The following is a 24,271-nucleotide window of genomic DNA, read 5'->3' as shown; positions in this document are numbered from 1 at the left end:
TACCGTTTCTTTTCGTCATACAAATAACCGCAGGGATTTTACCAGAGTGCGTAATATCATCCCGTGAAAAATACTTAACAATTGTTTGGGCATGAAAGGGGGCAAAAATTTCATTACCTTCCGAGGATCACTTAGAATAGTGTGCTTAATCATTTTATACGAACCAGGAACGACGCCATGAGCAAGTCTGAAAACCTCTACAGTGCAGCCCGCGAGCTTATCCCAGGTGGCGTGAATTCGCCTGTTCGCGCCTTTACCGGCGTAGGCGGTACGCCGCTGTTTATCGAACGTGCTGACGGCGCGTATCTGTATGATGTCGATGGCAAAGCCTATATCGATTATGTCGGCTCCTGGGGTCCGATGGTGCTGGGTCACAACCATCCTGCTATCCGCAATGCGGTGATCGAAGCCGCCCAGCGCGGCCTGAGCTTCGGCGCGCCAACCGAGATGGAAGTGAAAATGGCGGAACTGGTCACCGAACTGGTCCCGACAATGGACATGGTGCGTATGGTGAACTCCGGTACCGAGGCCACCATGAGCGCGATCCGCCTGGCACGTGGCTTTACCGGCCGCGACAAGATCATCAAATTTGAAGGCTGCTACCACGGTCATGCGGACTGCCTGCTGGTAAAAGCCGGCTCCGGCGCGCTGACCCTCGGTCAGCCGAACTCACCGGGCGTACCGGCTGACTTTGCGAAGCATACCCTGACCTGCACCTATAACGATCTGAACACCGTTCGGGCAGCCTTCGAGCAGTATCCGCAGGAGATTGCCTGCATCATCGTTGAACCTGTCGCAGGCAACATGAACTGCATTCCTCCGCAGCCGGAGTTCCTGCCGGGTCTGCGCGCCCTGTGCGATGAGTTTGGCGCTCTGCTGATCATCGACGAAGTGATGACCGGCTTCCGCGTCGCGCTGGCGGGGGCACAGTCTTACTACGGCGTAGAGCCGGACCTGACGTGCCTTGGCAAAATCATCGGCGGCGGCATGCCTGTCGGTGCATTCGGGGGACGTAAAGAGGTGATGGAAGCGCTGGCGCCGACTGGCCCGGTCTACCAGGCGGGTACCCTTTCCGGCAACCCGATTGCGATGGCCGCAGGTTTCGCCTGTCTGACCGAAGTCGCGCAGCCGGGTATTCACGAAACCCTGACCGATCTGACATCTCAACTGGCCAACGGCCTGCTGGAGGCCGCGCAAGAAACCGGTATTCCTCTGGTGGTAAACCACGTTGGTGGGATGTTCGGGATTTTCTTCACCGATGCGAAAACCGTGACCTGCTATCAGGATGTGGTGAAGTGTGACGTTGAACGCTTCAAGCGCTTCTTCCATCTGATGCTGGAAGAAGGCGTCTACCTGGCACCATCCGCGTTTGAAGCAGGCTTTATGTCCGTCGCGCACAGCGAAGACGATATCAATAAGACTATCGATGCTGCGCGCAGGGTCTTTGCGAAGTTGTAAGACAGAAACGATCTGCTGCCCTCTCCACCGGGAGAGGGCAATACCCCACCGCCCTTCTACCTGCTTTGCTTTCTCAACAAATAGATAAAGTACGGCGCACCGATAAACGTCGACAGCAACCCGGCAGGTATCTGGTACGGGAACAGCACCATCCGCCCCAGCCAGTCAGCCACCACCAGTATTACGCCCCCCGTCAGCGCCGACATCACAATGTGCGGCATCGTGCGACGAAAGCCCATCATTCTGGCAATGTGCGGCGCCATTAAGCCGACAAAACTCAGCGGGCCGATGGTCATGGTGGCCGTTGCCGTGAGGCATGCGGCCAGCAGCAGTAACCCGATACGGGACGGCGCCAGGGCCATCCCCACCGCACGCGCGGTCTCGCCGCCCAGCGGCAGAATGGTCATCCAGCGACGGCACAGCGGCACCATCGCCAGCAATACGATCATTGCAATCCCGGAATGCACGACCTGGCTGGCGGTGGCGCTGTACGTTGAACCGGAGATCCAGGTCAGGATCTTGGCCATACGCGGATCGCCACTCGCCTGCAGCATCATCAGCAGCATGGTAAATGCCGTGCTGAGCGCCATCCCGGCAAGCAGCATCCGGTGAGGGGAAAACCCGCCACGCCCGGAGGCAATGAGGATGATCAGCAGCGTCACCGCCGCGCCAACGCTCCCGGCAGGCATCAACCAGCCGAAGGCATTTCCCGACACCAGGAACAGCATCAGGACCACGCCAAAGGCGGCCCCAGAACTGATACCCAGAACCTCCGGGCTGGCCATCGGGTTACCGGTCAGACGCTGGATAATACAGCCCGCCACCGCCAGCATGACCCCGGCGATTAACGCCGAGAGAATGCGCGGCCAGCGCCACTGCATGAGTTCGTTAAGCAGCTCCCCAGACGCCCAGTGCCAGCCCACCGCATCGCGTCCGAAAGCGAGCGCGGCAAATGAGATAACAATCAGCACTGCCAGCCCGGCAAGGCTGAACCCCAGCACTGACTGGCGCTCAGCATAGACCTTATCGCCAGCATCCATCGCTGGCGCGCTGATACTGCGCAGACGCGGCAGCAGCCACAGCAGCAGCGGTGCACCGATAAGCGCCGTCATCGAACCGGTAGACACTTCCATCCAGACGCGCGCCAGCCAGAGAATGATTTGATCGGAAAGCCAGAGGATCAACGCGCCAATCAGCGGGGCTAACATCAGGCGCGCCAGCAGGCGGCGCGCACCGAGCATTTTTGCCAGCAGCGGCGCAAACAGTCCGATAAACCCGATGATGCCTACCGCATTTACCAGCAGGGCACTGAGCACAATTGCCAGCGTCAGCGCCCCCAGACGGGCCAGCGACAACGCCAGCCCCAGATTACGCGCCACGCCATCGTCAAGACCCATCAACGTCAGCGGGCGCAAGAGCAGCAGCGTCAACACGACGCCACCGACGAGCTGCGGCCACAGACGCTGCACGACGCTCCAGTCGGTCTGGGTGAGCGTACCGGTGCTCCAGAGGAACATGCTCTGCAGCTGATCGTGATGGAACAGCACCAGCAGCTGATTAATCGCGCCGCAGTACAGGCTCACCACCAGCCCCGCAAGAATAAGCGTGACGGGGGAGAGACGTTTGCCCCAGGCGACGCCGAATACCAGCGCGCCCACCACACACGCACCGGCGAGGGCAGCAAACTGCGAGGTCAATGCCCCTGGCAACGCCCAGAGTATGGTAATCGTGATCCCAAGCTGTGCCCCGGTCGCCACGCCAAGCGTCGTCGGCTCGGCCAGAGGGTTACGCAGTACCTGCTGGAATAAAACGCCCACCAGCCCTAATCCCGCACCGACCAGCAGCGAAATCGAAAGGCGCGGCAACAGACTGTAGTGGAACAGCATTTGCTGAATATTATCGATATCTGGCGTCACCAGCGCCCCACGCCACTGGTCGCGCGGTAAGGCCGTCGACAGATTGAACCAGGTCAATGCCAGCGCGCACAGGAAAATGAGGCAAAGTAACAGTGCCGGGAAACGGGCAATACGCTTACTCATGCCTGGCCTCCCAGCGCGTTGTCCAGCACGCGGGCAAAGTGCATGGCAGAAAGCGTCGCTCCGTAGAACCATACCGCAGGTGCGCGCAGGAACCGTTTTTCGCGCACAAACGGCATTGCCTGCCAGAGCGGCGTCGCCATCAGGGTTTGCATCTCCCGCTCGTTGCCGTGGTCAAAGCACAACACATCGACATCGCGAAATGCCGCAAGACGGTCAATCCCCACGGCGGTGCTGCCCCAGAAGGTCATCTCCCCTTCCCAGGCATTACGAATACCAAAACTGTCGAGCACGTCCTGGAACAGGCAGTTTTTCCCAAAGACCAGCATATGGCGGGCATCCAGCAGCGTCACCATCAGCAGCGGGCGATCGCCCCGGTGAGCAAAACGCGGCTTCAGGGTGTTAATCAGAGCATCAAAATCGTCGAGATGTTTTTTGGCCTCAACCTCACGGTTAAGGAACTGTGCCATCTCGTGGAGGGAGTTTTTCGCCATCGCCAGCGGATTTTTACCGTCGCTGAAGGAGAAACCCCGGCCGGGCGCAATCCGTGCCATTGTCTCTTCTGACGGGCCGTAACCTGCAGACCAGAACAGGAATGACGGCTTCATCTGGGTGAGCAGTTCGAGGTTTGGCTCGGTGCGCAGGCCGATGTCGATTACCGAGTCCGGTAGCCTCGGCTCATTCACCCATAGCCTGTAGTTAGGAATATCCGCCACGCCATAGGGCGTAACGCCCAGCGCCATCATCAGCTCTACCGGCAACCATTCCAGCGCCACAATGCGGTGTGGATCGACCGCAGCCGCACGCGCGTTATTCATTTTTAACAGCAGCGGTGAAAGCGCCAGTGCCGTCAGCAGACGACGGCGACTCATCAACATAGAATCCAGCATCAGTACACAAAGCTCACCGGTGCAGCCCCGGCAGGGTGAGGCAAAATCCCCATTGGAATACCGTAAATGTGTTCCAGCGTTTCACTGCGCATCAGTTCAGACGGCGTCCCCTGGGCGATCATTTCACCGCCGCGCAGGGCAACGAGGTAATCGCAGTAACGCGCGGCCATGTTGATATCATGCAGGACCGCGATAACCGTCAGACCGCGCTGCTGGCTTAAACGATGCACCAGCGCAAGCACGTCGACCTGATGGGCAATGTCCAGCGCAGAGGTCGGTTCGTCGAGCAGCAGGCAGCGGCTGTCCTGGGCCACCAGCATTGCTATCCACGCGCGCTGACGTTCCCCTCCTGACAGGCTGTCTACCAGACGGTGGGCCAGCGGTTTTAGCCCCACCAGCGCAATCGCCTCTTCCACTTTCTCTCTGTCGGCCACGCCGAAACGGCCAAGCGCGCCGTGCCACGGATAACGCCCAATCGCCACCAGTTCACGCACGGTCATCCCCTCCGCCTGCGGCAACTGCTGCGGCAGATACGCCACTTTGCGGGCAAAGGCTTTACTGCTCCAGCTCTCCAGCGGCTGACCGTCCAGCAGGATATCGCCTTCTGACGGCGGCTGATGGCGGCCAAGCATTTTGAGCAGGGTTGATTTACCAGAGCCGTTGTGACCAATCAGGCCTGTCACTTTACCTGCCGGGAAGGTCAAAGAGAGCGGATGCAGCAGGGTGCGTCCGGGCACGCGAAAGGAGAGATTATTGAGCGTGAAGGTGGTGTCGGATTGCGTTTGATTATCCTGCATATCGGCCAACTTAAATAAAAAGGGCACGGCGAACCGTGCCCGAAGAGAGATTAGAAGCGGAAGGTCGCGGTGGCGACAACCTGACGTTCAGCACCCCAGTAGCATGCATAATCCTTATAGCAGCTGGAGACATATTCCCGATCGAACAGGTTATTCACGTTCACCGCCACAGATGACCCCGGCAGACCCAGACGGGCCAGATCGTATTTCACCATCGCATCGGCAAGGGTGTAGCTCGCGACGTTAAACGGCTGATTTTTTTTGTCGCCGCTTGAGTAGTAGCTCACCGTGTTACCGATGTAACGGGTACCGGCACCAATCGTCAGGCCGCTTAAGGCCGTGTCGGTGAAGGTGTAATCTGCCCACAATGACGCCTGATTACGCGGCACTTCCGCCGGACGTTTACCTTCAAAGGTGCTGTCATGGGTGTACTCAGCATCAATAAAGCTGTACGCCGCGGTCACGTTAATATTGGCGTTAACCGCTGCTTTCGCTTCCAGTTCGAAACCACGAGAACGGATCTCACCGGTCTGGATACTGTGAGTATTCGTTGGATCGTTCGGATCCGCCGTCAGGTTTTTATCCTTCGTCAGCTGGAACAGCGACGCGGTGACCACAACCGGCAGGTCTTTCGGCGCGTATTTCACACCCGTTTCATACTGCTTACCGCGGGAAGGGTCGAACGGTGTGCCGTTACGATCGGCGCCCGATACCGGCTCAAACGACTCGCTGTAGCTGAAGTAAGGTGAAATACCGTTATCAAAGAGATAGTTAATTCCCCCGCGCCAGGTGAAAGCCTGGTCGTGGTTTTCAGCCAGCGAATCGGCCGTACCGCGCGTCAGCGTTGAGGCCATCACGTAGTCGTAGCGTCCGCCCAGCGTCAGCACCCACTTATCCCACTCCGCCTGATCCTGAGCATAGAGCCCGGTCTGTTCATTACGGTTAACGACGGAATAGTTAGACCATGGCAGGTTGGTGTTGATGTTCGCGTTGCCGTAATCCGGGTTCTGGATATCAATAGGGTCGGCGGAACCGTACAGCGCATTGATATCATTACGCATACGCGAGTAATCAACGCCCGTCAGCAACGTGTGGTCTACGGCGCCCGTCGCGAATGTCGACTGCAGCTGAGTATCCACGGTGAACATATTCAGATCTTCATCTGAACGCACATAAGCGCGGTTAATTTTGCCAGGCTCAGCGTAGCCATTGCCGTAAACAGAGCGGTAGAGCGTATGAACTTTTGCGTAACGCAGATTCTGACGCACGGTGAACGTGTCATCAAACTGATGCGAGAAGCTGTAACCAATCAACTGCTGGCGACGAGCCATCTTATTATCCGCTTCACCTTCGTTGAAATCGGTTGGGATCTTATGCTCATTGCCGTTTGCGTCACGGTATGGCACCACGGTCCCTTCCCGTGGCAACCAGCCGTAGTAGCCCGCTTCCGGATCGTTCTGGAAATTGCTCAGGAAGGTGAAATCGGTTTTGTCATCCGGACGCCAGCTAAAGGAGGGCGCAATCGCATAGCGGGTTGATTTTGACATCTCCTGCTGTGCGTTCTGACTACTGCCAAGACCGGTCAGGCGGTACGACCACACGCCATCTTCATCGATTGCATCACTGAAATCGAAGCCCGTTTGCCACAGGTTATTGGTCCCCATTTTAAACTGGACTTCTTTCAGCGGCTCGGTCAGTGGGCGTTTGCTCACCATACTGACGATACCGCCTGGATTGCTGTTGCCGTAGAGCACAGACGTAGGTCCGCGCATCACTTCTACGCGCTCAAGGAAGTACGGATCCATGGAAGCTTCGGAGTAGTTATTCCCCATCAGCTTCATGCCATCGAGATACTGGTTGGTGTTCACCGTCGAAGGCGCGGTAAAACCACGAATTGAGACCACATCATAGGTGGTGGAGCTGCCGCGGGTCGCAAACACGCTCGGCGTATAGCCCAGCGCCTCTTTTACGGTCGCTGGCTGGCGGCGTTCCATTTCATCACGCGTTACCACGGAAATAGACTGCGGGGTCTTTTCAATCGCGGTATCGGTTTTGGTCGCCGTTGCCGTGCGTTTTGCTGCGATCGTTGGCGCAGGCCCCCACGGACTTTCCTGGGCGGCAGGCGCGGCAGTGACGGTGATGGTTTCTTCTTTTTTCTGGGTTTCAGCCGCATGTGCATACGTAGACATGCCGGCAACCGCTGTGGCTACGACGACCGCGATTTTTCGCAGCGACGTGTGAATTGGCTGAGCAGTATTGGAAAGCGCCATGTTTATCTCTGATGGAAAAGTGAATGATAACGTAAACGAGAATTATTATTATGACCGCAGAATAATATGCGAAACGCTGGCTGCATAGCAAGCAGTAAGCAGCCCTACGAGAATTAAGGGTTTAAGAAATAAACAAGAGAAAACGAAGGGTTAATCAGAATGAAAACGAGGGTTAAGGAAATGGAAAGTACAGGTAAAAAAATCCCCCCTTTCGGGGGGATGTGAAGCGTTAGTTACCGCCGAACATATCTTTAATCCAGCCCGCGACACCGTCGCTGTCTTTTTTCTCATTCTGCTGCTGCGGCTGTTGTTGCGGCTGCTGCTGAGGCTGAGAAGACTGCTCGAACGGATTACCCGTCGGTTGCTCTGGCTGGCTTTGCTGGCACAGCGAATCCGGGTTGGTGGTCCAGACAGGCAAGGTACGCATACCACCGCCACAGACAAAGTTACCGGAACCGTCCACGCCCATATCGACGATATCTTCCGGCGCCACCAGATTCAGCGGTACCGGAGACTGATTCGCCAGATAGCGCTGGTAAATCGACATCGCCCCGCTTGCACCATACAGTTTGGTTGGCTGGTTGTTATCGCGACCTACCCAGGTGATCACCACTTCACGGCCATCGATACCGGCGAACCAGGTATCCACGTTGTTGTTGGTGGTCCCGGTTTTACCTGCCAGATGCAGGCCCGGATACTTCGCGCCCAGTTGACGTCCGGTCCCCCGCTGCACAACCTGCTGCATCGTCCACAACGTCATATAGGCCGCCTGCGCTGGCACGGCACGTTCCGCTTGCGGGAAGCTCTGATACAGCACGGAGCCATCCTCAGCAATCACCGAACGCAGAGCAGAGAGCGGTGCACGGTTACCCCCGCTGGCAATGGTCTGGAACGCCTGAGCCACTTCGATCGGCGTCAGGTTAAGCGCCCCCAGGATCATCGCCGGAACAGGATGGAGCTGATCTTTCGGCACACCCAGTTTCTGCCAGGTGTCGACAATCGCCGGCAGACCGAGCGCCATACCCAGGTTCACCGTTGGCACGTTCATCGAGCGGGTCAACGCATCCACCAGCATGACCTGGCCGCTGAACTGTTTATCGTCGTTCTGCGGAGACCATACCTGGCCGTTAGGCTGGCGCAGGGAAATCGGCGCATCGGCAATCCAGGTATTCAGGCGATACTGGTTAGGCTGACTCAGGGCGGTAAGATAGGTTGCCGGTTTTGCCAGTGAACCAATCGAACGTCGCGCCTGCATTGCACGGTTGTAGCCTGCGAACTGCGGCTCAGCACCGCCCACCATGGCGCGAACTTCACCGGTGTTACGGTCAACCACCACCATCGCGGTTTCAAGATCGCTCAGCTTACGCTGTTTCTTCAGCGCCGGGATGCCTTCCACCGCAGCTTTTTCAGCGGCTTCCTGCGCCACGGAATCGAAGGTAGTAAAGATCTTCACGCCGGAGAGATCTTTCACCTTATCACCGAGCTTGCTTTGCAGCTCCTGACGCACCAGCTGCATAAACGCAGGCTGAGGTGAGATCACGCCACCGCGCGGCTGAACGCCGAGTGGACGTGCGCTCAGCATGTCGTAAAGCTCCTGGTCAATCACCTGCTGCTGTTGCAGCAGACGCAGCACCAGGTTACGACGTTCCAGCGCCAGTTTCGGGTTACGCCACGGGTTATAAATGGACGCCCCTTTCACCATGCCCACCAGCAGCGCCTGCTGGTCAAGGCTCAGCTCTTCCACCGGACGACCAAAGTAGTACAGACTTGCCAGCGGGAAGCCGCGGATTTCGTTATCCCCGCTCTGACCGAGGTACACCTCGTTCATGTACAACTCAAGGATACGATCCTTGCTGTAACGCGCATCCATTAATACGGCCATGTACGCTTCGTTGGCTTTACGCCAGTAAGAGCGTTCACTGGAGAGGAACAGGTTCTTCACCAGCTGCTGGGTCAGAGTACTTGCCCCCTGCACCGTCCGTCCGGCGGTCAGGTTAGCCAGCACCGCACGGCCAATCGAGTAAAGGCTGATGCCATCATGCTCATAGAAGTGGCGGTCTTCGGTTGCCAGCAGGGTATCAACCAGCAGGTCCGGGAAGCCGTTACGGGCAACGAACAGACGTTGTTCGCCGTTCGCCGACGAGAGCATGGTGATCAGACGCGGATCGAGACGGAAGAAACCGAACTGACGGTTGTTATCCATGTTCTCGATGGTGTCCAGACGATCGCCGTCAAAGGTCAGACGCGCACGCACCTGGCCCTCTTTGCTGTCCGGGAAATCAAACGGACGGCGGATCATCTCAATGCTTTTCGCCTGCACGGTAAATTCGCCAGGACGCGTCATTTTCGACACCTGACGATACTGGGTGGCTTCCAGCAGTTTCACCATCTCGTTCTTGCTGATGGACATATCTGGCTCAAGGTTCACCATGCGGCCATACACCGCCGCAGGCAGTTGCCAGACTTTTCCGTCGATACGGCTACGGATCTTCTGATCCAGATAGACGCCGTAAATCGCCATCAGCACAACAAATACAATGAACAGCTTCAGCAGCAGCCAGAACCAGCCGCGCTTGCCCCGAGGCTTACGCCCTTTGCCTTTCCCTTTACGCGGCATCGGTTCTTCATCCTCATAATCGTCTTCATAGTCATCGTCATAGTCCTCATCTCTGAGGCGACGACGGCTTACCTTTTCTTTCGCCGGACGCGTTGGTTTTCCCTTACGTCCTATTGGCTCGCGGTCATTCCCCGCCATGCTTTTTCTCCGCAACTTTCAGGCGCAAGGGCCCGATTCTCTTTTCTTCCACTGGCCTGTGAAAGAAGAAATCTCTCAAAGTAAACAGCAAGACCTTCCAGACAGGAACGTCTTTAGTATTTTCTCCCGCACCCTGCGGGTGAGGGCATCAAGCCGCACGTTCCCAGCCACACCCGTCACGAATACTTCTTCGTCCGTCGTGTCGGTGCCGTATTTGCCGGATCCTCCGGCCAGACATGTTTGGGATACCGCCCCTTCATCTCTTTTTGCACGTCACGGTAGCTCCCCGCCCAGAATGCCCCCAGGTCGCGGGTAATCTGTAACGGGCGATGGGCTGGCGACAACAGCTCCAGCACCAGAGAGACGCGCCCTTGCGCCACAGAAGGCGTGGTGGCCTCTCCAAACATTTCCTGCATACGTACCGCCAGCGCCGGAGGATTATCCTCGTGATAACGAATGGCAATCCGGCTTCCGGTCGGCACAGTGTAATGCCCTGGCAGTTCACTATCCAGACGTTGACGTAATGACCAGTCCAGTAAATTCTGTAACGCGACCTTAACATCAAGCGCTTTTAGCGCACGCAGCGAGTGTACACCGTGCATTTGCGGCAGCAGCCAGCGTTCAAGCGAGGCCAACAATGTCTCATCATCGACCGCGGGCCAGTCATACTCTGGTAGCCAGCGCGCGGCACAGTGAAGACGAATACGGTACTGTTCCGCCTCTGGCGTCCAGTTCAACACCCCTAAACCTTTGTCCCGGATGCCGTTCAGCATGGCCAGATGCAGCACCTCTTCCGACGGTTTTGCCAGCGGCGTGGTGCCGAGGATCAGTTTACCTGTCTGGCTGCGACGAAACGCCTTCAGCGTGCCCTGAGCCTCATCCCATTCCACGGTATCGGATTGCTGGACCAACTGCGGACAGGCACGCGTCAGGGCGTCAATATCCACCGCGATAGCCTGTAAAATACGCGCGTCCGGGGAGTGGCTACCCTGTAACAGTAACGGCGCAATCAGCCATTCGTGACGCGTCATGGCGTCATCGCTGTCCAGCATGGCCCCCATGCCATTGGCCAGTTGATATCGCCCGTCCAGACCGCGACGACGTGCGATCCTGTCGGGAAACGCCTGCGCTAACAGAGGCGCGATAGCCGCGCTGTCTGGCGACCCGGCTTTGCCGTTGAGTCGCCGGCAAAGCTGCTGCGCCCGCTGCTGCCAGTTCCCCTGATTGCGGGAAAAGGCCTGCGCCAGATCGCTGCTGCCACCGCGCGGTGGCTCCTCAAGAATAGCCGCCAGTTTCGCCGCCGTAGCAATTTCATCCTCCCCCTGCGCGGCCACCAGCATCGCCGCCAGGCGAGGGTCATTGCCCAGCGCGGCCATTTTTTGCCCGCGGGATGACAATCGCTCACCATCAAGCGCCCCCAGGCGGTTCAGTAAGGCCCGGGCAGCAGCAAGGTTCGCGGCGGGTGGAGGATTAAGCCAGGTCAGCTGTGCCGGATCCGGGCATCCCCACTGCAAAAGATCCATCACCAGCCCCGCCAGATCGCTGTGTAAAATTTCCGGCGTGCTTTGCTGTGCAGCGCGCTCAGCCTGCTCTGCGCTGGTCAAATGCAGGCAGATACCGGGCTCAAGACGTCCCGCACGGCCTGCACGCTGGACCATCGACGCCTGGCTTATGCGCTGCGTCAGCAGTTTAGTCAGCCCGGTGCGCGCGTCAAAGCTCGCCCCCCTCTCCTGCGCACTGTCCACCACCAGGCGAATGCCTTCTATGGTTAAACTGGTTTCGGCAATATTGGTTGCCAGCACCACTTTACGCTGCCCCGCGGGCGCGGGCAGGATTGCTTTACGCTGATCCGCCAGCGACAGCGCGCCGTAGAGCGGGCAAAGCAGCACGTCACTTCCCACCCGGGAAGCCAGTTGGTCCTGCACGCGCTGGATCTCGCCTACGCCTGGCAAAAACAGCAATAGCGATCCTGATTCCTGGCGGAGCAATTCGGCGGTTGCGATGGCTACCGCGTCGTCAAAACGCTGATGGGCAGGCAACGGTTGATAGCGACGCTCAACGGGAAATGCTCTGCCTTCGGAGGCGATAACCGGCGCGTCGGGCAACGTCTGCTGCAGTCGCTCGTTATCCAGCGTAGCGGACATGATAAGCAACCGGAGGTCGTCGCGTAGCCCTTGCTGAACATCAAGTAACAGCGCCAGTGCCAGATCTGCCTGCAGGCTACGCTCGTGGAATTCATCCAGAATCACCAATCCGACGCCGTTTAACTCCGGATCGTTTTGCAGCATGCGGGTCAGGATCCCTTCGGTCACCACCTCAAGGCGCGTGGACGGGCCAACGCAGGTTTCGGCGCGCATACGGTAACCCACCGTCTCGCCCGGCTTTTCACCAAGCAGTTCCGCCAGGCGCTGCGCCACGTTCCGTGCGGCCAGCCTGCGCGGCTCCAGCAGGATAATTTTCCCGCGGACAGTGCCCTCTTTGAGGATCTGCAGCGGCAGCCAGGTAGATTTACCTGCGCCCGTCGGGGCGTTAAGTAAAACCTGCGGGGCATGGTGTAAGGCAGCAAGAAGCTCAGGAAGGACGACGGCGACCGGCAATGAGGACACTAACAACTCCAGAGGGTTAACATTAGTCGGCGTACATTGTAGCATCGGCGCATACCATTACCGAGTCCCCTGTATGTCTGAGTCGAAACGGCTGTTTTTTGCCATAGAATTGCCCTCCACGCTGCAGCGAAAAATCGTTCGCTGGCGAGCCAGCCATTTTCCCCAGGACGCAGGCCGTCCGATCGCGGCGGCAAACCTGCACCTGACGCTGGCCTTTCTGGGCGATGTCAGCGCCGAAAAACAGCGCGCGCTGGCAGCAATGGCTGGCCGCATTTCTCAGCCAGCGTTTACGCTGCACCTCGATGACGCGGGCCAGTGGCTGCGCTCACGCGTGGTCTGGTTGGGCACGCGCCAGCCGCCCCGCGGACTTTTACAGCTTGCCAGTATGTTGCGCGCCCAGGCGGCTCGCAGCGGGTGTTACCAGAGTCCGCAGCCGTTTCATCCGCATATCACCCTGCTGCGCGATGCCGGTCAGGCCGTTGCCATTCCGCCACCCGGCTTTCACTGGGACGTTGAGGTCAATACCTTCGCGCTTTACGAATCGGTCTTTACCCAAGGACGCACCCGTTACACGCCGCTACAGCGCTGGTCGCTGGGCGATACCCTAAGGAATTCTGATGAAGTTTAGTCCTGCCCTGCAGCACGCCACGCTGGTTCAGCGCTACAAACGCTTTCTCGCTGATGTGATCACCCCCGAAGGTGAACAGCTCACGCTGCACTGCCCGAACACCGGTGCCATGACCGGCTGTGCGACGCCGGGTGACACGGTCTGGTATTCCACTTCAGAAAATACTAAACGCAAATATGCCCATACCTGGGAAATGACCGAGACGCAAAACGGGGCATTTATTTGCGTGAATACCCTGCGCGCCAATCAATTAGTTAAGGAAGCATTGACCCTTGGCACCCTGCCCGAACTGGTGGGATATGGCACGCATAAAAGTGAAGTTAAATATGGCGATGAAAGCAGCAGAATTGACTTCATGTTACAGGCGGAAGACCGGCCCGAGTGCTATATTGAAGTAAAATCAGTGACGTTAGCGGAACAGGAAAACGGCTACTTCCCGGATGCGGTCACGCTACGGGGGCAGAAGCATCTGCGAGAGCTGATGAGTGTTGCGGCGGCGGGCAAACGCGCCGTATTGCTGTTTGCGGTTTTACATTCAGCCATTGAACGATTTTCTCCAGCCCGCCATATTGATCTCAAATACGCGCAATTGTTGAATGAGGCACAAAAGCAGGGGGTGGAGGTTTTGGCTTATAAAGCGGAACTTTCTGCCGATAATATGACTCTGAGATCCTCTCTTCCCATTGTCTTATAAGGGATTAGACGATTGACTATTAAGTGTTCTGGCCGCGTGCGCAAATACGCTTTTCCTCACAGGCTTGTCAAGTGTTACGTTTAGATAATTGCCATACGGAAAAGCATCTGCTATTTATAGCGACCTGATTTTTCCCCCAACACGGGGATCGATAGTGCGTGTTAAGGAGAAGCAACATGCAAGAAGGGCAAAACCGTAAAACATCGTCCCTGAGTATTCTCGCCATCGCTGGGGTGGAGCCGTATCAAGAGAAGCCGGGCGAAGAGTATATGAACGAAGCCCAGCTGTCGCACTTCAAGCGTATTCTTGAAGCATGGCGTAATCAACTCAGGGATGAAGTCGATCGCACCGTTACTCATATGCAGGATGAAGCTGCTAACTTCCCGGACCCGGTAGACCGTGCCGCTCAGGAAGAAGAGTTCAGCCTCGAACTGCGTAACCGTGACCGCGAACGCAAACTGATCAAAAAGATCGAAAAAACGCTGAAAAAAGTCGAAGACGAAGATTTTGGCTACTGCGAATCCTGCGGTGTTGAAATCGGAATTCGTCGCCTGGAAGCGCGTCCAACCGCCGATCTGTGCATCGACTGTAAAACGCTGGCAGAAATCCGCGAAAAACAGATGGCCGGTTAATACCAGCGCTGTTTACACACTCCAAAGGCGGGAGTTTCTCCCGCCTTGTTACTGTTGATATGTCTGAATCACACTATATTGGGCGCTTCGCGCCATCCCCTTCTGGTGAATTACACTTCGGCTCATTAATTGCCGCCCTCGGCAGCTACCTGCAGGCTCGCGCCCGTCACGGTAAATGGCTGGTCCGCATTGAAGATATTGATCCTCCGCGTGAAGTTCCCGGTGCAGCAGATACCATTCTGCGTCAGCTGGAACATTACGGTCTTCACTGGGACGGTGACGTCCTCTGGCAGTCAAGGCGACATGATGCCTACCGGGAACGCCTGGCGTGGCTCCACGCACAAGGGCTCTCCTACTACTGCACCTGCACCCGCGCGCGTATTCAGAGCGTGGGTGGCGTCTATGACGGCCACTGCCGCACGCGCAATAACGGCCCAGAATTGGCCGCCGTGCGCATAAAGCAGCATGCCCCGGTGATGCACTTTACTGATTTACTCTCCGGCGAGATCCAGGCGGATGAACGTCTTGCACGCGAAGATTTTATTATCCACCGCCGTGACGGCCTGTTCGCCTATAACCTGGCGGTAGTGGTTGATGACCATTTCCAGGGCGTGACGGAAATTGTGCGCGGGGCTGACCTGGTGGAACCTACCGTGCGACAAATATCGCTCTATCACCAGTTTGGCTGGAACGCGCCGGATTACATTCATCTGCCGCTGGCGCTCAATGAACAGGGCTTTAAACTGTCAAAACAAAATCATGCGCCCGCCCTGCCAGACGGCGATCCGCGCCCTGTTTTGATCGACGCACTGCGATTTCTCAACCAGAATGTAACCAACGAATGGCAGGATTTGCGAATTGACGAACTGCTGAAAATGGCGATCGCCAACTGGACGCTGACGACCGTGCCAAAAATCCAGCATTCTCAAATGCGTTGCGCTGAGCTATGATTAGCCGCTTTTTTCATAACAAAACACACTACGAGGTGTACTATTTTTACCCGAGTCGCTAATTTTTGCCGTAAAGTGCTAAGCCGCGAAGAGAGCATGGCGAACGACGCTATTGCGCAAAACCGCATGTCGGTTATTCCACGTGAGCAGCACAATATTTCCCGCAAAGATATCAGTGAAAATGCCCTCAAGGTGCTCTATCGTCTGAATAAAGCAGGCTACGAGGCCTATCTCGTTGGCGGTGGGGTGCGTGATTTACTGCTGGGCAAAAAACCAAAAGATTTCGACGTGACGACCAGCGCCACGCCAGAGCAGGTGCGCAAATTATTCCGTAACTGTCGCCTTGTTGGCCGTCGTTTTCGTCTTGCTCACGTCATGTTTGGGCCGGAAATTATTGAAGTGGCGACCTTCCGCGGTCACCACGAAGCGGGCGAATCCGATCGCACCACCTCCCAGCGCGGCCAGAACGGCATGCTGCTGCGGGACAATATCTTCGGCTCTATCGAAGAAGATGCCCAGCGTCGCGATTTCACGATCAACAGCCTTTACTACAGCGTGGCAGATTTCACCGTCCGTGATTACGTCGGCGGCATGCAGGACCTGAAAGAGGGTCTGATTCGCCTGATCGGCACGCCGGAAACGCGTTATCGTGAAGACCCGGTGCGTATGCTGCGCGCCGTACGTTTCGCCGCCAAACTCTCAATGCGCATCAGCCCGGAAACCGCAGAGCCGATACCGCGTCTGGCGACGCTGATTAACGACGTGCCGCCAGCCCGTCTGTTTGAAGAGGCGCTGAAGCTGCTGCAGGCCGGTTACGGCTACGAAACCTACAAGCTGCTACGCGAATACAGCCTTTTCCAGCCCCTGTTCCCGACCATTACGCGCTGCTTTACCGAAAACGGTGACAGCCCAATGGAACGCATGATTGCGCAGGTGCTGAAGAATACCGATACCCGCATTCACAACGATATGCGTGTGAACCCGGCGTTCCTGTTTGCTGCGATGTTCTGGTATCCGCTGCTGGAAGCGGCGCAGAGAATTGCGCAGGAAAGCGGTCTGGCCTACTACGATGCGTTTGCGCTGGCCGCAAATGACGTGCTGGATGAAGCCTGCCGCACGCTCGCCATTCCAAAACGTATTACGACGCTGGTGCGTGATATCTGGCAGCTTCAGCTGCGCATGTCTCGTCGTCAGGGTAAACGCGCCTGGAAGCTGATGGAACATCCTAAATTCCGCGCTGCGTTCGATTTACTGTCGCTGCGTGCTGAAATTGAACGGAACCAGGAACTGCAGCGTCTGGCGCAGTGGTGGGGAGAATTCCAGGTTTCCGCACCGCCAGAGCAGAAAGATATGCTCGTCGACCTCGATGACGAACCGACGCCGCGTCGTCGCCACCGTCGTCCGCGCAAACGTGCGCCGCGCCGTGAAGGTACGGCATGACCCTGGCGTACATTGCCATCGGCAGCAATCTGGCCTCTCCGCTGGAGCAGGTTAATGCTGCCGTTCAGGCGCTGGGTGAAATCCCACAAAGCCGTATTGTGGCGGTCTCTTCTTTCTACCGGACACCGCCGCTGGGGCCACAGGATCAGCCTGATTACCTGAATGCCGCCGTGGTGCTGGACACTGCGCTGAATGCCGACACGCTGCTGGATAATACTCAGCGAATCGAACTGCAGCAGGGCCGCGTACGCAAAGCCGAACGCTGGGGGCCGCGCACCCTCGATCTCGACATTATGCTGTTTGGCCACGAGGTGATTAACACCCCCCGTCTCACCGTTCCGCACTACGACATGAAAAATCGCGGCTTTATGCTCTGGCCGCTGTTCGACGTTGCCCCTGACCTCACCTTCCCTGACGGCCTCTCGCTGAAGGCAGTGCTGGATAGCCTCGACGCAGAAAAACCTGCCCGCTGGTGATCCGCGTTTTTACCGGTTAACCCTCACGGAATTGTGGTTAATCGGTTGCCTAAAATCATTGTTCCCTCAAATGTTACTGTTAGAATGCGCAAAGATTCGCTTTTGGGCTATCAGGAAACAGTATGAAACCAACCACCATCTCCTTACTGCAGAAATGCAAACAGGAAAAGAGACGCTTCGCCACCATTACTGCGTATGACTACAGCTTCGCTAAGCTTTTTGCCGAAGAGGGTATCACTGTCATGCTGGTCGGAGATTCGTTAGGGATGACGGTACAAGGCCATGATTCCACCCTGCCGGTGACGGTCGAAGATATTGCCTACCATACCCGTGCCGTGCGCCGCGGAGCACCTGCCTGTCTGCTGCTTTCCGATCTGCCTTTTATGGCCTACGCGACCCCAGAGCAAGCGTTCGAGAATGCGGCAACCGTCATGCGTGCCGGGGCCAATATGGTCAAAATCGAAGGCGGAGCCTGGCTTGCAGAGACCGTGAAAATGCTCACCGAACGTGCCGTGCCGGTCTGCGGTCATCTGGGTCTGACGCCACAATCCGTCAATATTTTTGGCGGCTATAAGGTGCAGGGCCGCGGTGATGCAGCACAAACACTGTTTGAGGATGCCCTGGCGCTGGAAGCCGCTGGCGCACAGCTGCTGGTGCTGGAGTGTGTGCCGGTTGAACTGGCGAAACGCATCACCGAAGCGCTGTCGATTCCGGTGATTGGCATTGGCGCAGGCAACGTTACCGACGGTCAGATTTTAGTGATGCACGACGCCTTTGGTATTACCGGCGGTCATATCCCTAAATTCGCCAAAAATTTCCTGGCAGAAGCAGGCGACATGCGTGCTGCTGTGCGGCAGTATATTGCCGACGTTGAATCCGGTGTTTACCCGGGTGAAGAACACAGTTTCCATTAAGGAGTCTTGTTGTGCTAATCATTGAAACCCTGCCGCTGCTTCGCCAGCATATCCGTCGTGCACGTCAGGAAGGTAAACGTATCGCACTGGTTCCCACGATGGGTAACCTGCATGACGGCCATATGAAGCTTGTCGATGAAGCCAGAGCGCGTGCAGATATCGTGGTGGTCAGTATCTTCGTGAACCCCATGCAATTTGACCGTGCCGACGACCTGGCGCGCTATCCGCGCACCCTGCAGGAAGATTGCGAAAAACTCAAAAAACGCCACGCGGACATCGTCTTCTCTCCGGCACCTGCAGACGTCTACCCGCAGGGGACCGAGGACGCGACCTACGTGGACGTGCCGGGCATTTCAACCATGCTGGAAGGCGCCAGCCGTCCGGGCCATTTCCGCGGCGTTTCAACCATCGTCAGCAAGCTGTTTAACCTGGTGCAGCCCGACGTTGCCTGCTTCGGTGAGAAGGACTTCCAGCAGCTGGCGTTGATCCGTAAGATGGTCGCCGACATGGGTTATGATATCGAGATCGTGGGCGTGCCGATTGTGCGTGCCAAAGACGGTCTGGCGCTCAGTTCCCGTAACGGGTACCTTACCGCGGATGAGCGTAAAATCGCGCCGGGATTGAGCAAGGTCATGAATACCATGGCGGAACAGCTTGTGGCTAAAGAGCTGAGCGCAGAAGAGATCGTTGCCCTCGCCGAACAGGCGCTGAACGACAAAGGCTTCCGCGCTGACGATATCCAAATCCGTGATGCCGATACGCTGCTTGAGCTGACCGATACCAGCAAGCGCGCGGTGCTTCTGGTGGCTGCATGGCTCGGTCAGGCACGCCTTATCGACAATAAAGTGGTTGAGCTGGCATAACTCTCTACCTCCCCTCGTTCGCGGGGGGTTAACGCATGATGATTAAAGGTAAACGTAATGATTCGCAAAATGCTGCAAGGTAAGCTTCACCGTGTGAAAGTCACTCAGGCCGACCTGCACTATGAAGGCTCCTGCGCCATTGATCAGGATTTTCTTGATGCAGCGGGCATCCTTGAAAACGAAGCCATTGATATCTGGAACGTGAATAACGGTAAGCGCTTCTCTACCTATGCGATCGCGGCGGAACGCGGCTCCAGAATTATCTCCGTGAATGGCGCTGCCGCTCACTGTGCTGACGTCGGTGATATCGTTATCATCGCCAGCTTCGTGATGATGTCTGACGAAGAAGCCCGTCGCTGGCAGCCAAAAGTGGCGTACTTTGAAGGCGACAACGAAATGAAACGCACCGCGAAAGCCATTCCGGTCCAGGTTGCCTGATATCCTGAAGGCTGTGAACCGTTCACAGCCTTCTCTCATCTCATCCCTGCGGCTGATTACTGATAAGCCGCGACATCGTCTCCAGCGAATCCGTCCTTAGAATATACAGTCGCTTAAGCAGGAACGGATTGTCCCCGGGTTTCACTTTGCCTTTTACCGTTGTCACCGCCAGGTGGAACCCTGCGTCATTCGCCGCTTTTACCGCTTTGTCGTCATAGGCGCCAAACGGATAAGAGAGATAGAGCACGTGCGGGTTAAATTGCGCCAGCGCCCGGCGTGAACGCGCGAAATCGAACAAAATCACGTGATGGCTACGGCTCAGTAAGATCGGGTGTTTATTGCCGTCCACCCGATGCAAGAAGTGAGTATGGGACTGGATATCAAACACATCCTGGATCTGCTCAAGCTCAGAGACACTCATAAACTGCAGGTATTTCGGCGCCCACTTCTGCGGATGACGTTTTATACGCGACGAGATGATAAACGCCGTCGCCTTGAATCCATACGCTTTGAGGACGGGATACGCATAGCGGCTCACCGACTTCAGCCCGTCATCAAAGGTGATCACCACAGACTTCGCCGGCAGGTTCATTTTGTTACGCACATACCCTTCAAGCTGAGCCATCGTCAGCGTGGTATAGCCCTGATCGCGAAGCCAGGTCATCTGGTTGCTGAACGCACGCACGCTGGTGGTCGTGGAGGTATGTCGGAAACGGGTGTTCTCTTCATCACGCAGGATATGGTGATAGGTCAGGACCGGGATGCCGTTATCTTCCTGCGCATCCAGGCTGCTGATCCACGCCAGACGATTGCCGATGCGGATCTGATACCAGGTCTGGTTCAGACGGTCTTTAAGTTTATTCAGAATCGGGTAGCGAAGGTTAGCGCTCATCGTGCCGAAAGGGGCGCTTCCGCTGCTGGGGGCGTTAAAGACAGGCGTGTCTTTCCAGGTTATCAGGTTCTGGTTACTCAGCGGTTTATTCAAATCGCCAAGACTGTCTTCCACGCGCTGTTTGCCCTGCACGTCTTCCAGGTGCTCTTTATCAATAAAGCCCGTGCCGAAGCCAAAACGAAACTCGTAGTAATCAGCGGATGTGGGGACGACGGCCAGGATCTGCCCGGCACGGATATTGCCGACATTGACCACATTGTTACCTACTTGCGCCCAGATAGCCGCATCTTCGGTGGTTTGCATATATCGGGCGGGAAGCCCTTGCTGAGCGATCAGGCTGGCAGATGCGCCGCCGGAAACCAGCAGCAACAGAAGGAACACAACGCGCATGAACATGGAATATTAATCGACACGAAAAATCAGCCACCATTGTAACAAAAGCAGCATCAATACCAATGTTTAATTCTTATACAAATCATGGAGCAAGACAAAGGGAGGATTTTTTTGCTGCTGATGCCACAGGCTGCTGACGCCGGCCACTTTTTTGTCGACGATCGCATGACGGAATTCAGCGCTGCTTAAGGTTTCCCGGAAGGGATACATGGATTCCAGCAGCAAAAAGTTAATGCCTGATATCACTTCACAGTTGTCGTGCTTGTGGCTCAACAATGCCGCAGAGCGATAAGGTGCCGCGCCGGATTTATCGGTCAGGAAGATGACGCCGTCACCGGTGTCGGTTTCATGCAGGGCATCGCACATCATGCGGCTGAGCATGTTGGTGCTCAATCCACGCCAGTAGTTAACCGCACGGCATTGCGCCAGCGGACCAAATCTGGCCTCCAGTTTATCCAGCATATCCTGCGCCTGTTCATCATGGCAGGCGATCACCCATCCCAGCATCACTCTCTCCTTAGCAGGCAAGTAGTTTAGCGGAGTGAAGGTTAGCGTACGGTGATAACAATCAAAGAAAAGCGCCCGGCAAACAGAATGTCGCCGGGCGGGAGATTAGCTGCGCAGACCGCGTCCACGCTGAATCAGAGACCAGCACAGCAGGTAGAAGGCGATAATAAACACCACCAGCACCGCAACCGTGGTAATCAGTGGCACATCCGTAATGCCGAGGAAACCAAAGCGGAAGCCGCTGATCATATAAACAATCGGGTTCAGGTGTGACAGCGCCTGCCAGAACGGCGGCAGCAGCGTCAGGGAGTAGAACACCCCGCCAAGATAGGTCAGTGGCGTCAGCACAAAGGTCGGGATCAGGCTGATATCATCGAACGTTTTAGCAAACACCGCGTTCAGCAGACCGGCCAGCGAGAACAAGATGGCCGTCAACAGTAACGTGAGCGCCACGAACAGCCATGAATGCACCTGGAACGGCACAAAGAACAGGGAGATCGCCGTCACCAGAATCCCCACGCAGAGACCGCGCGCCACGCCGCCGCCCACATAACCCGCAATGATCACATGCGTTGGTACCGGCGCGACCAGCAGCTCTTCAATGTTACGCTGGAACTTGGCGCTAAAGAATGACGATGCCACGTTAGCATAGGCGTTGGTGATCACCGCCATCATGATCAGGCCCGGCACAATAAACTGCATATAGGTAAAGCCGTGCATTTCACCAATGCGGGAACCGATGAGGTTACCGAAGATGATGAAGTAGAGCGTCATGGTGATCACCGGCGGTACCAGAGTTTGCACCCAGATACGCATAAAGCGGTTAATCTCTTTCGCCCAGATGCTTTTCAGCGCGACCCAATAAAGATGCGTCATGCCTTGTCTCCTTGTTTATCCTGCACCAGAGAGACAAACAGCTCTTCCAGTCGGTTCGCTTTGTTACGCATACTTAATACCTGAACACCCTGCGCGCTCAGCTGTGAGAACACGCTGTTGATGCCCTGCTCGCGCAGCACTTCCACTTCCAGCGTTGAGGTATCCACCAGACGATAGTTATAGCCTTCCAGCGTCGGCAGCGGGCTTTTCGCCGCCAGGTCGAGAATGAAGGTTTCGGATTTTAGCTTGGCGAGCAGGCTCTTCATCGAGGTGTTTTCCACCAGCTCACCGTTCTGAATGATGCCGATATTGCGACACAGCATCTCCGCCTCTTCAAGGTAGTGCGTGGTCAAAATAATGGTCGTGCCTTTGTCGTTGAGGTCCTTCAGGAAGCCCCACATTGAACGACGCAGTTCGATATCCACGCCCGCGGTGGGCTCATCAAGGATCAGCAGCTTTGGCTCATGCATCAGCGCACGGGCAATCATCAGACGGCGCTTCATCCCGCCAGACAACATGCGCGCACGTTCATTGCGTTTTTCCCACAGATCGAGCTGTTTGAGGTACTTTTCGCTGCGCTCCACCGCTTCTTTGCGCTCAACACCGTAGTAACCCGCCTGATTAACCACGATTTGCTGCACTGTCTCGAACGGGTTGAAGTTGAACTCCTGCGGTACCAGTCCGAGCTGGCGCTTGGCATTCACCACATCTTTTTGCAGGTCGTAACCAAACACGCTCACCCGGCCGGACGTTTTGTTGACCAGCGAACTGATAATGCCAATGGTGGTGGATTTCCCCGCCCCATTCGGCCCCAGAAGCGCGTAGAAATCCCCCGCTTCCACTTTGAGATCTATCCCACGCAGCGCCTGAACGCCGCCTGGATAGGTTTTTTTGAGCTGCTCAAGCTCCAGTGCAATCGCCATGAATTAAACTTACCTTAGGTTCTGACACACGTTGTGTGGTTTCATTAAAAGTCGAGTTACCCTATATTAGCGCAACGCAATCACTCGGTTACAGGTCGCTAACCTCCATGAACGACATAGATACACTCATCAGCAACAATGCACTATGGTCAAAAATGCTGGTGGAGGAAGACCCCGGATTTTTTGGAAAGCTCGCGCAGGCGCAAAACCCACGCTTTCTCTGGATTGGATGTTCCGACAGCCGCGTTCCGGCAGAGCGCCTGACAGGTCTCGAGCCTGGCGAACTGTTTGTGCACCGTAATGTTGCCAACCTGGTGATCCATACCGACCTCAACTGCCTTTCGGTTGTTCAGTACGCCGTTGACGTTCTGGAGGTCGAGCACATCATTATTTGTGGCCACTATGGCTGCGGCGGTGTGCAGGCCGCGATTGAAAATACCGAACTCGGGTTAATCGATAACTGGTTGCTGCATATCCGCGATATCTGGTTCAAACATAGCTCACTGTTGGGTGAAATGCCGCAGGAGCGTCGTCTCGATACCCTTTGCGAGCTGAACGTGATGGAGCAGGTTTATAACCTTGGCCATTCCACCATCATGCAATCGGCGTGGAAACGCGGGCAAAAAGTCTCGATCCACGGCTGGGCCTACGGTATTCACGATGGTCTGCTTCGTAACCTGGAAGTGACCGCCACCAACCGTGAAACGCTGGAGCAGCGCTATCGTTCCGGGATCGCCAACCTGAAGCTTAAGCACGTCAACCATAAATAGCTGCCTGTAAGCGGTTCAGATAAAAACAAAACGGCAACCCGGGTTGCCGTTTTTACTGTGTGT

General features: G+C 56.3%; 21 protein-coding genes. 11 read left to right on the top strand and 10 right to left on the bottom strand.

The features are described 5' to 3' along the window. Positions 1-177: 177 nt before the first annotated feature. Complete coding sequence (hemL, locus tag ACN9MQ_RS03800) at positions 178-1,458, top strand: glutamate-1-semialdehyde 2,1-aminomutase (protein ID WP_040018655.1); 1,281 nt, start codon at positions 178-180, stop codon at positions 1,456-1,458. A 56-nt stretch (positions 1,459-1,514) separates the two neighbouring features. Here hemL and fhuB read toward each other — a convergent pair whose 3' ends face one another. From fhuB to hrpB, 6 genes are all read right to left on the bottom strand, one after another. After that, positions 1,515-3,497: a Fe(3+)-hydroxamate ABC transporter permease FhuB gene (gene fhuB / locus ACN9MQ_RS03795; protein ID WP_426021219.1), complete on the bottom strand. Its 1,983-nt coding sequence runs from the start codon at positions 3,495-3,497 to the stop codon at positions 1,515-1,517. Then, complete coding sequence (gene fhuD / locus ACN9MQ_RS03790; protein ID WP_426021220.1) at positions 3,494-4,384, bottom strand: Fe(3+)-hydroxamate ABC transporter substrate-binding protein FhuD; 891 nt, start codon at positions 4,382-4,384, stop codon at positions 3,494-3,496. The genes fhuB and fhuD overlap by 4 nt, the downstream gene beginning before the upstream one ends. Beyond that, positions 4,384-5,181 (bottom strand): Fe3+-hydroxamate ABC transporter ATP-binding protein FhuC, encoded by a 798-nt coding sequence (gene fhuC, locus ACN9MQ_RS03785; RefSeq protein ID WP_020882606.1) that lies wholly within the window; start codon positions 5,179-5,181, stop codon positions 4,384-4,386. The genes fhuD and fhuC overlap by 1 nt, the downstream gene beginning before the upstream one ends. A 50-nt stretch (positions 5,182-5,231) precedes the next feature. Then, positions 5,232-7,451: a ferrichrome porin FhuA gene (fhuA, locus tag ACN9MQ_RS03780; protein WP_426021221.1), complete on the bottom strand. Its 2,220-nt coding sequence runs from the start codon at positions 7,449-7,451 to the stop codon at positions 5,232-5,234. Between the two features lie 229 nt (positions 7,452-7,680). Then, positions 7,681-10,206, bottom strand: a complete 2,526-nt coding sequence (gene mrcB / locus ACN9MQ_RS03775) for a bifunctional glycosyl transferase/transpeptidase (RefSeq protein ID WP_025205202.1) — start codon at positions 10,204-10,206, stop codon at positions 7,681-7,683. A 176-nt stretch (positions 10,207-10,382) separates the two neighbouring features. Next, positions 10,383-12,812: an ATP-dependent helicase HrpB gene (hrpB, locus tag ACN9MQ_RS03770; RefSeq protein ID WP_426021222.1), complete on the bottom strand. Its 2,430-nt coding sequence runs from the start codon at positions 12,810-12,812 to the stop codon at positions 10,383-10,385. A gap of 73 nt (positions 12,813-12,885) precedes the next feature. On the opposite strand from hrpB, the gene thpR reads away from it, so the two are divergent. The 9 genes from thpR (at position 12,886) to panD (ending at position 19,847) form a co-directional block, all read left to right on the top strand. Then, entirely contained in the window at positions 12,886-13,440 is a 555-nt protein-coding gene (gene thpR, locus ACN9MQ_RS03765) for an RNA 2',3'-cyclic phosphodiesterase (protein ID WP_014168680.1), read from the top strand. After that, the gene (sfsA, locus tag ACN9MQ_RS03760; protein ID WP_014168679.1) at positions 13,430-14,134 is read left to right on the top strand and encodes a DNA/RNA nuclease SfsA; all 705 of its coding nucleotides are present in this window, start codon (positions 13,430-13,432) and stop codon (positions 14,132-14,134) included. Before thpR ends, sfsA begins: the two co-directional genes overlap by 11 nt. A 176-nt stretch (positions 14,135-14,310) precedes the next feature. After that, entirely contained in the window at positions 14,311-14,766 is a 456-nt protein-coding gene (dksA, locus tag ACN9MQ_RS03755; RefSeq protein ID WP_001155232.1) for an RNA polymerase-binding protein DksA, read from the top strand. A 59-nt stretch (positions 14,767-14,825) separates the two neighbouring features. Next, positions 14,826-15,716, top strand: coding sequence for a tRNA glutamyl-Q(34) synthetase GluQRS (gene gluQRS / locus ACN9MQ_RS03750; RefSeq protein WP_416436068.1), 891 nt, complete (start codon positions 14,826-14,828; stop codon positions 15,714-15,716). Between the two features lie 42 nt (positions 15,717-15,758). Next, positions 15,759-17,156, top strand: coding sequence for a polynucleotide adenylyltransferase PcnB (gene pcnB / locus ACN9MQ_RS03745; RefSeq protein WP_071842211.1), 1,398 nt, complete (start codon positions 15,759-15,761; stop codon positions 17,154-17,156). Then, positions 17,153-17,632: a 2-amino-4-hydroxy-6-hydroxymethyldihydropteridine diphosphokinase gene (gene folK / locus ACN9MQ_RS03740; protein ID WP_020882600.1), complete on the top strand. Its 480-nt coding sequence runs from the start codon at positions 17,153-17,155 to the stop codon at positions 17,630-17,632. The genes pcnB and folK overlap by 4 nt, the downstream gene beginning before the upstream one ends. Before the next feature lie 122 nt (positions 17,633-17,754). Next, positions 17,755-18,546 carry a 3-methyl-2-oxobutanoate hydroxymethyltransferase gene (gene panB, locus ACN9MQ_RS03735; protein WP_014168674.1) on the top strand — a complete coding sequence of 264 codons (792 nt, stop codon included), beginning with the start codon at positions 17,755-17,757 and terminating at the stop codon, positions 18,544-18,546. A gap of 11 nt (positions 18,547-18,557) precedes the next feature. Beyond that, positions 18,558-19,409 (top strand): pantoate--beta-alanine ligase, encoded by an 852-nt coding sequence (panC, locus tag ACN9MQ_RS03730; RefSeq protein WP_025205376.1) that lies wholly within the window; start codon positions 18,558-18,560, stop codon positions 19,407-19,409. A 57-nt stretch (positions 19,410-19,466) separates the two neighbouring features. Continuing rightward, positions 19,467-19,847: an aspartate 1-decarboxylase gene (gene panD, locus ACN9MQ_RS03725; protein WP_014168672.1), complete on the top strand. Its 381-nt coding sequence runs from the start codon at positions 19,467-19,469 to the stop codon at positions 19,845-19,847. A gap of 40 nt (positions 19,848-19,887) precedes the next feature. Here the strand turns inward: panD and ACN9MQ_RS03720 are convergent, their stop codons facing one another. The 4 genes from ACN9MQ_RS03720 to ACN9MQ_RS03705 all read right to left on the bottom strand — a co-directional run bounded on the left by ACN9MQ_RS03720 (position 19,888) and on the right by ACN9MQ_RS03705 (position 23,438). Then, a complete protein-coding gene (locus ACN9MQ_RS03720) occupies positions 19,888-21,135 on the bottom strand; it encodes a polysaccharide deacetylase family protein (protein WP_014168671.1) in 1,248 nt (415 codons plus the stop codon). Between the two features lie 63 nt (positions 21,136-21,198). Continuing rightward, complete coding sequence (locus ACN9MQ_RS03715; RefSeq protein WP_025205377.1) at positions 21,199-21,639, bottom strand: PTS sugar transporter subunit IIA; 441 nt, start codon at positions 21,637-21,639, stop codon at positions 21,199-21,201. 105 nt (positions 21,640-21,744) lie between these two features. Continuing rightward, the gene (locus tag ACN9MQ_RS03710) at positions 21,745-22,515 is read right to left on the bottom strand and encodes an ABC transporter permease (RefSeq protein WP_014168669.1); all 771 of its coding nucleotides are present in this window, start codon (positions 22,513-22,515) and stop codon (positions 21,745-21,747) included. Further along, entirely contained in the window at positions 22,512-23,438 is a 927-nt protein-coding gene (locus ACN9MQ_RS03705; protein WP_014168668.1) for an ABC transporter ATP-binding protein, read from the bottom strand. Before ACN9MQ_RS03705 ends, ACN9MQ_RS03710 begins: the two co-directional genes overlap by 4 nt. A 107-nt stretch (positions 23,439-23,545) precedes the next feature. Between ACN9MQ_RS03705 and can the strand changes: the two genes are divergently transcribed. Beyond that, complete coding sequence (can, locus tag ACN9MQ_RS03700) at positions 23,546-24,208, top strand: carbonate dehydratase (RefSeq protein ID WP_020882596.1); 663 nt, start codon at positions 23,546-23,548, stop codon at positions 24,206-24,208. Positions 24,209-24,271 lie beyond the last annotated feature (63 nt).

Source organism: Enterobacter sp. R-25 (assembly GCF_049913205.1).
GTDB lineage: Bacteria > Pseudomonadota > Gammaproteobacteria > Enterobacterales > Enterobacteriaceae > Enterobacter > Enterobacter ludwigii.
The sequence above is the reverse complement of the archived record's forward strand: the minus strand, read 5'-3'. Positions and strand labels throughout refer to the sequence as shown.

Coding starts and splice junctions, on each gene's coding strand:
- hemL (WP_040018655.1), top strand. CDS start 178: ATGAGCAAGTCTGAAAACCTCTACAGTGCAGCCCGCGAGCTTATCCCA.
- fhuB (WP_426021219.1), bottom strand. CDS start 3,497: ATGAGTAAGCGTATTGCCCGTTTCCCGGCACTGTTACTTTGCCTCATT.
- fhuD (WP_426021220.1), bottom strand. CDS start 4,384: ATGCTGGATTCTATGTTGATGAGTCGCCGTCGTCTGCTGACGGCACTG.
- fhuC (WP_020882606.1), bottom strand. CDS start 5,181: ATGCAGGATAATCAAACGCAATCCGACACCACCTTCACGCTCAATAAT.
- fhuA (WP_426021221.1), bottom strand. CDS start 7,451: ATGGCGCTTTCCAATACTGCTCAGCCAATTCACACGTCGCTGCGAAAA.
- mrcB (WP_025205202.1), bottom strand. CDS start 10,206: ATGGCGGGGAATGACCGCGAGCCAATAGGACGTAAGGGAAAACCAACG.
- thpR (WP_014168680.1), top strand. CDS start 12,886: ATGTCTGAGTCGAAACGGCTGTTTTTTGCCATAGAATTGCCCTCCACG.
- sfsA (WP_014168679.1), top strand. CDS start 13,430: ATGAAGTTTAGTCCTGCCCTGCAGCACGCCACGCTGGTTCAGCGCTAC.
- dksA (WP_001155232.1), top strand. CDS start 14,311: ATGCAAGAAGGGCAAAACCGTAAAACATCGTCCCTGAGTATTCTCGCC.
- gluQRS (WP_416436068.1), top strand. CDS start 14,826: ATGTCTGAATCACACTATATTGGGCGCTTCGCGCCATCCCCTTCTGGT.
- folK (WP_020882600.1), top strand. CDS start 17,153: ATGACCCTGGCGTACATTGCCATCGGCAGCAATCTGGCCTCTCCGCTG.
- panB (WP_014168674.1), top strand. CDS start 17,755: ATGAAACCAACCACCATCTCCTTACTGCAGAAATGCAAACAGGAAAAG.
- panD (WP_014168672.1), top strand. CDS start 19,467: ATGATTCGCAAAATGCTGCAAGGTAAGCTTCACCGTGTGAAAGTCACT.
- ACN9MQ_RS03720 (WP_014168671.1), bottom strand. CDS start 21,135: ATGTTCATGCGCGTTGTGTTCCTTCTGTTGCTGCTGGTTTCCGGCGGC.
- ACN9MQ_RS03715 (WP_025205377.1), bottom strand. CDS start 21,639: ATGCTGGGATGGGTGATCGCCTGCCATGATGAACAGGCGCAGGATATG.
- ACN9MQ_RS03710 (WP_014168669.1), bottom strand. CDS start 22,515: ATGACGCATCTTTATTGGGTCGCGCTGAAAAGCATCTGGGCGAAAGAG.
- ACN9MQ_RS03705 (WP_014168668.1), bottom strand. CDS start 23,438: ATGGCGATTGCACTGGAGCTTGAGCAGCTCAAAAAAACCTATCCAGGC.
- can (WP_020882596.1), top strand. CDS start 23,546: ATGAACGACATAGATACACTCATCAGCAACAATGCACTATGGTCAAAA.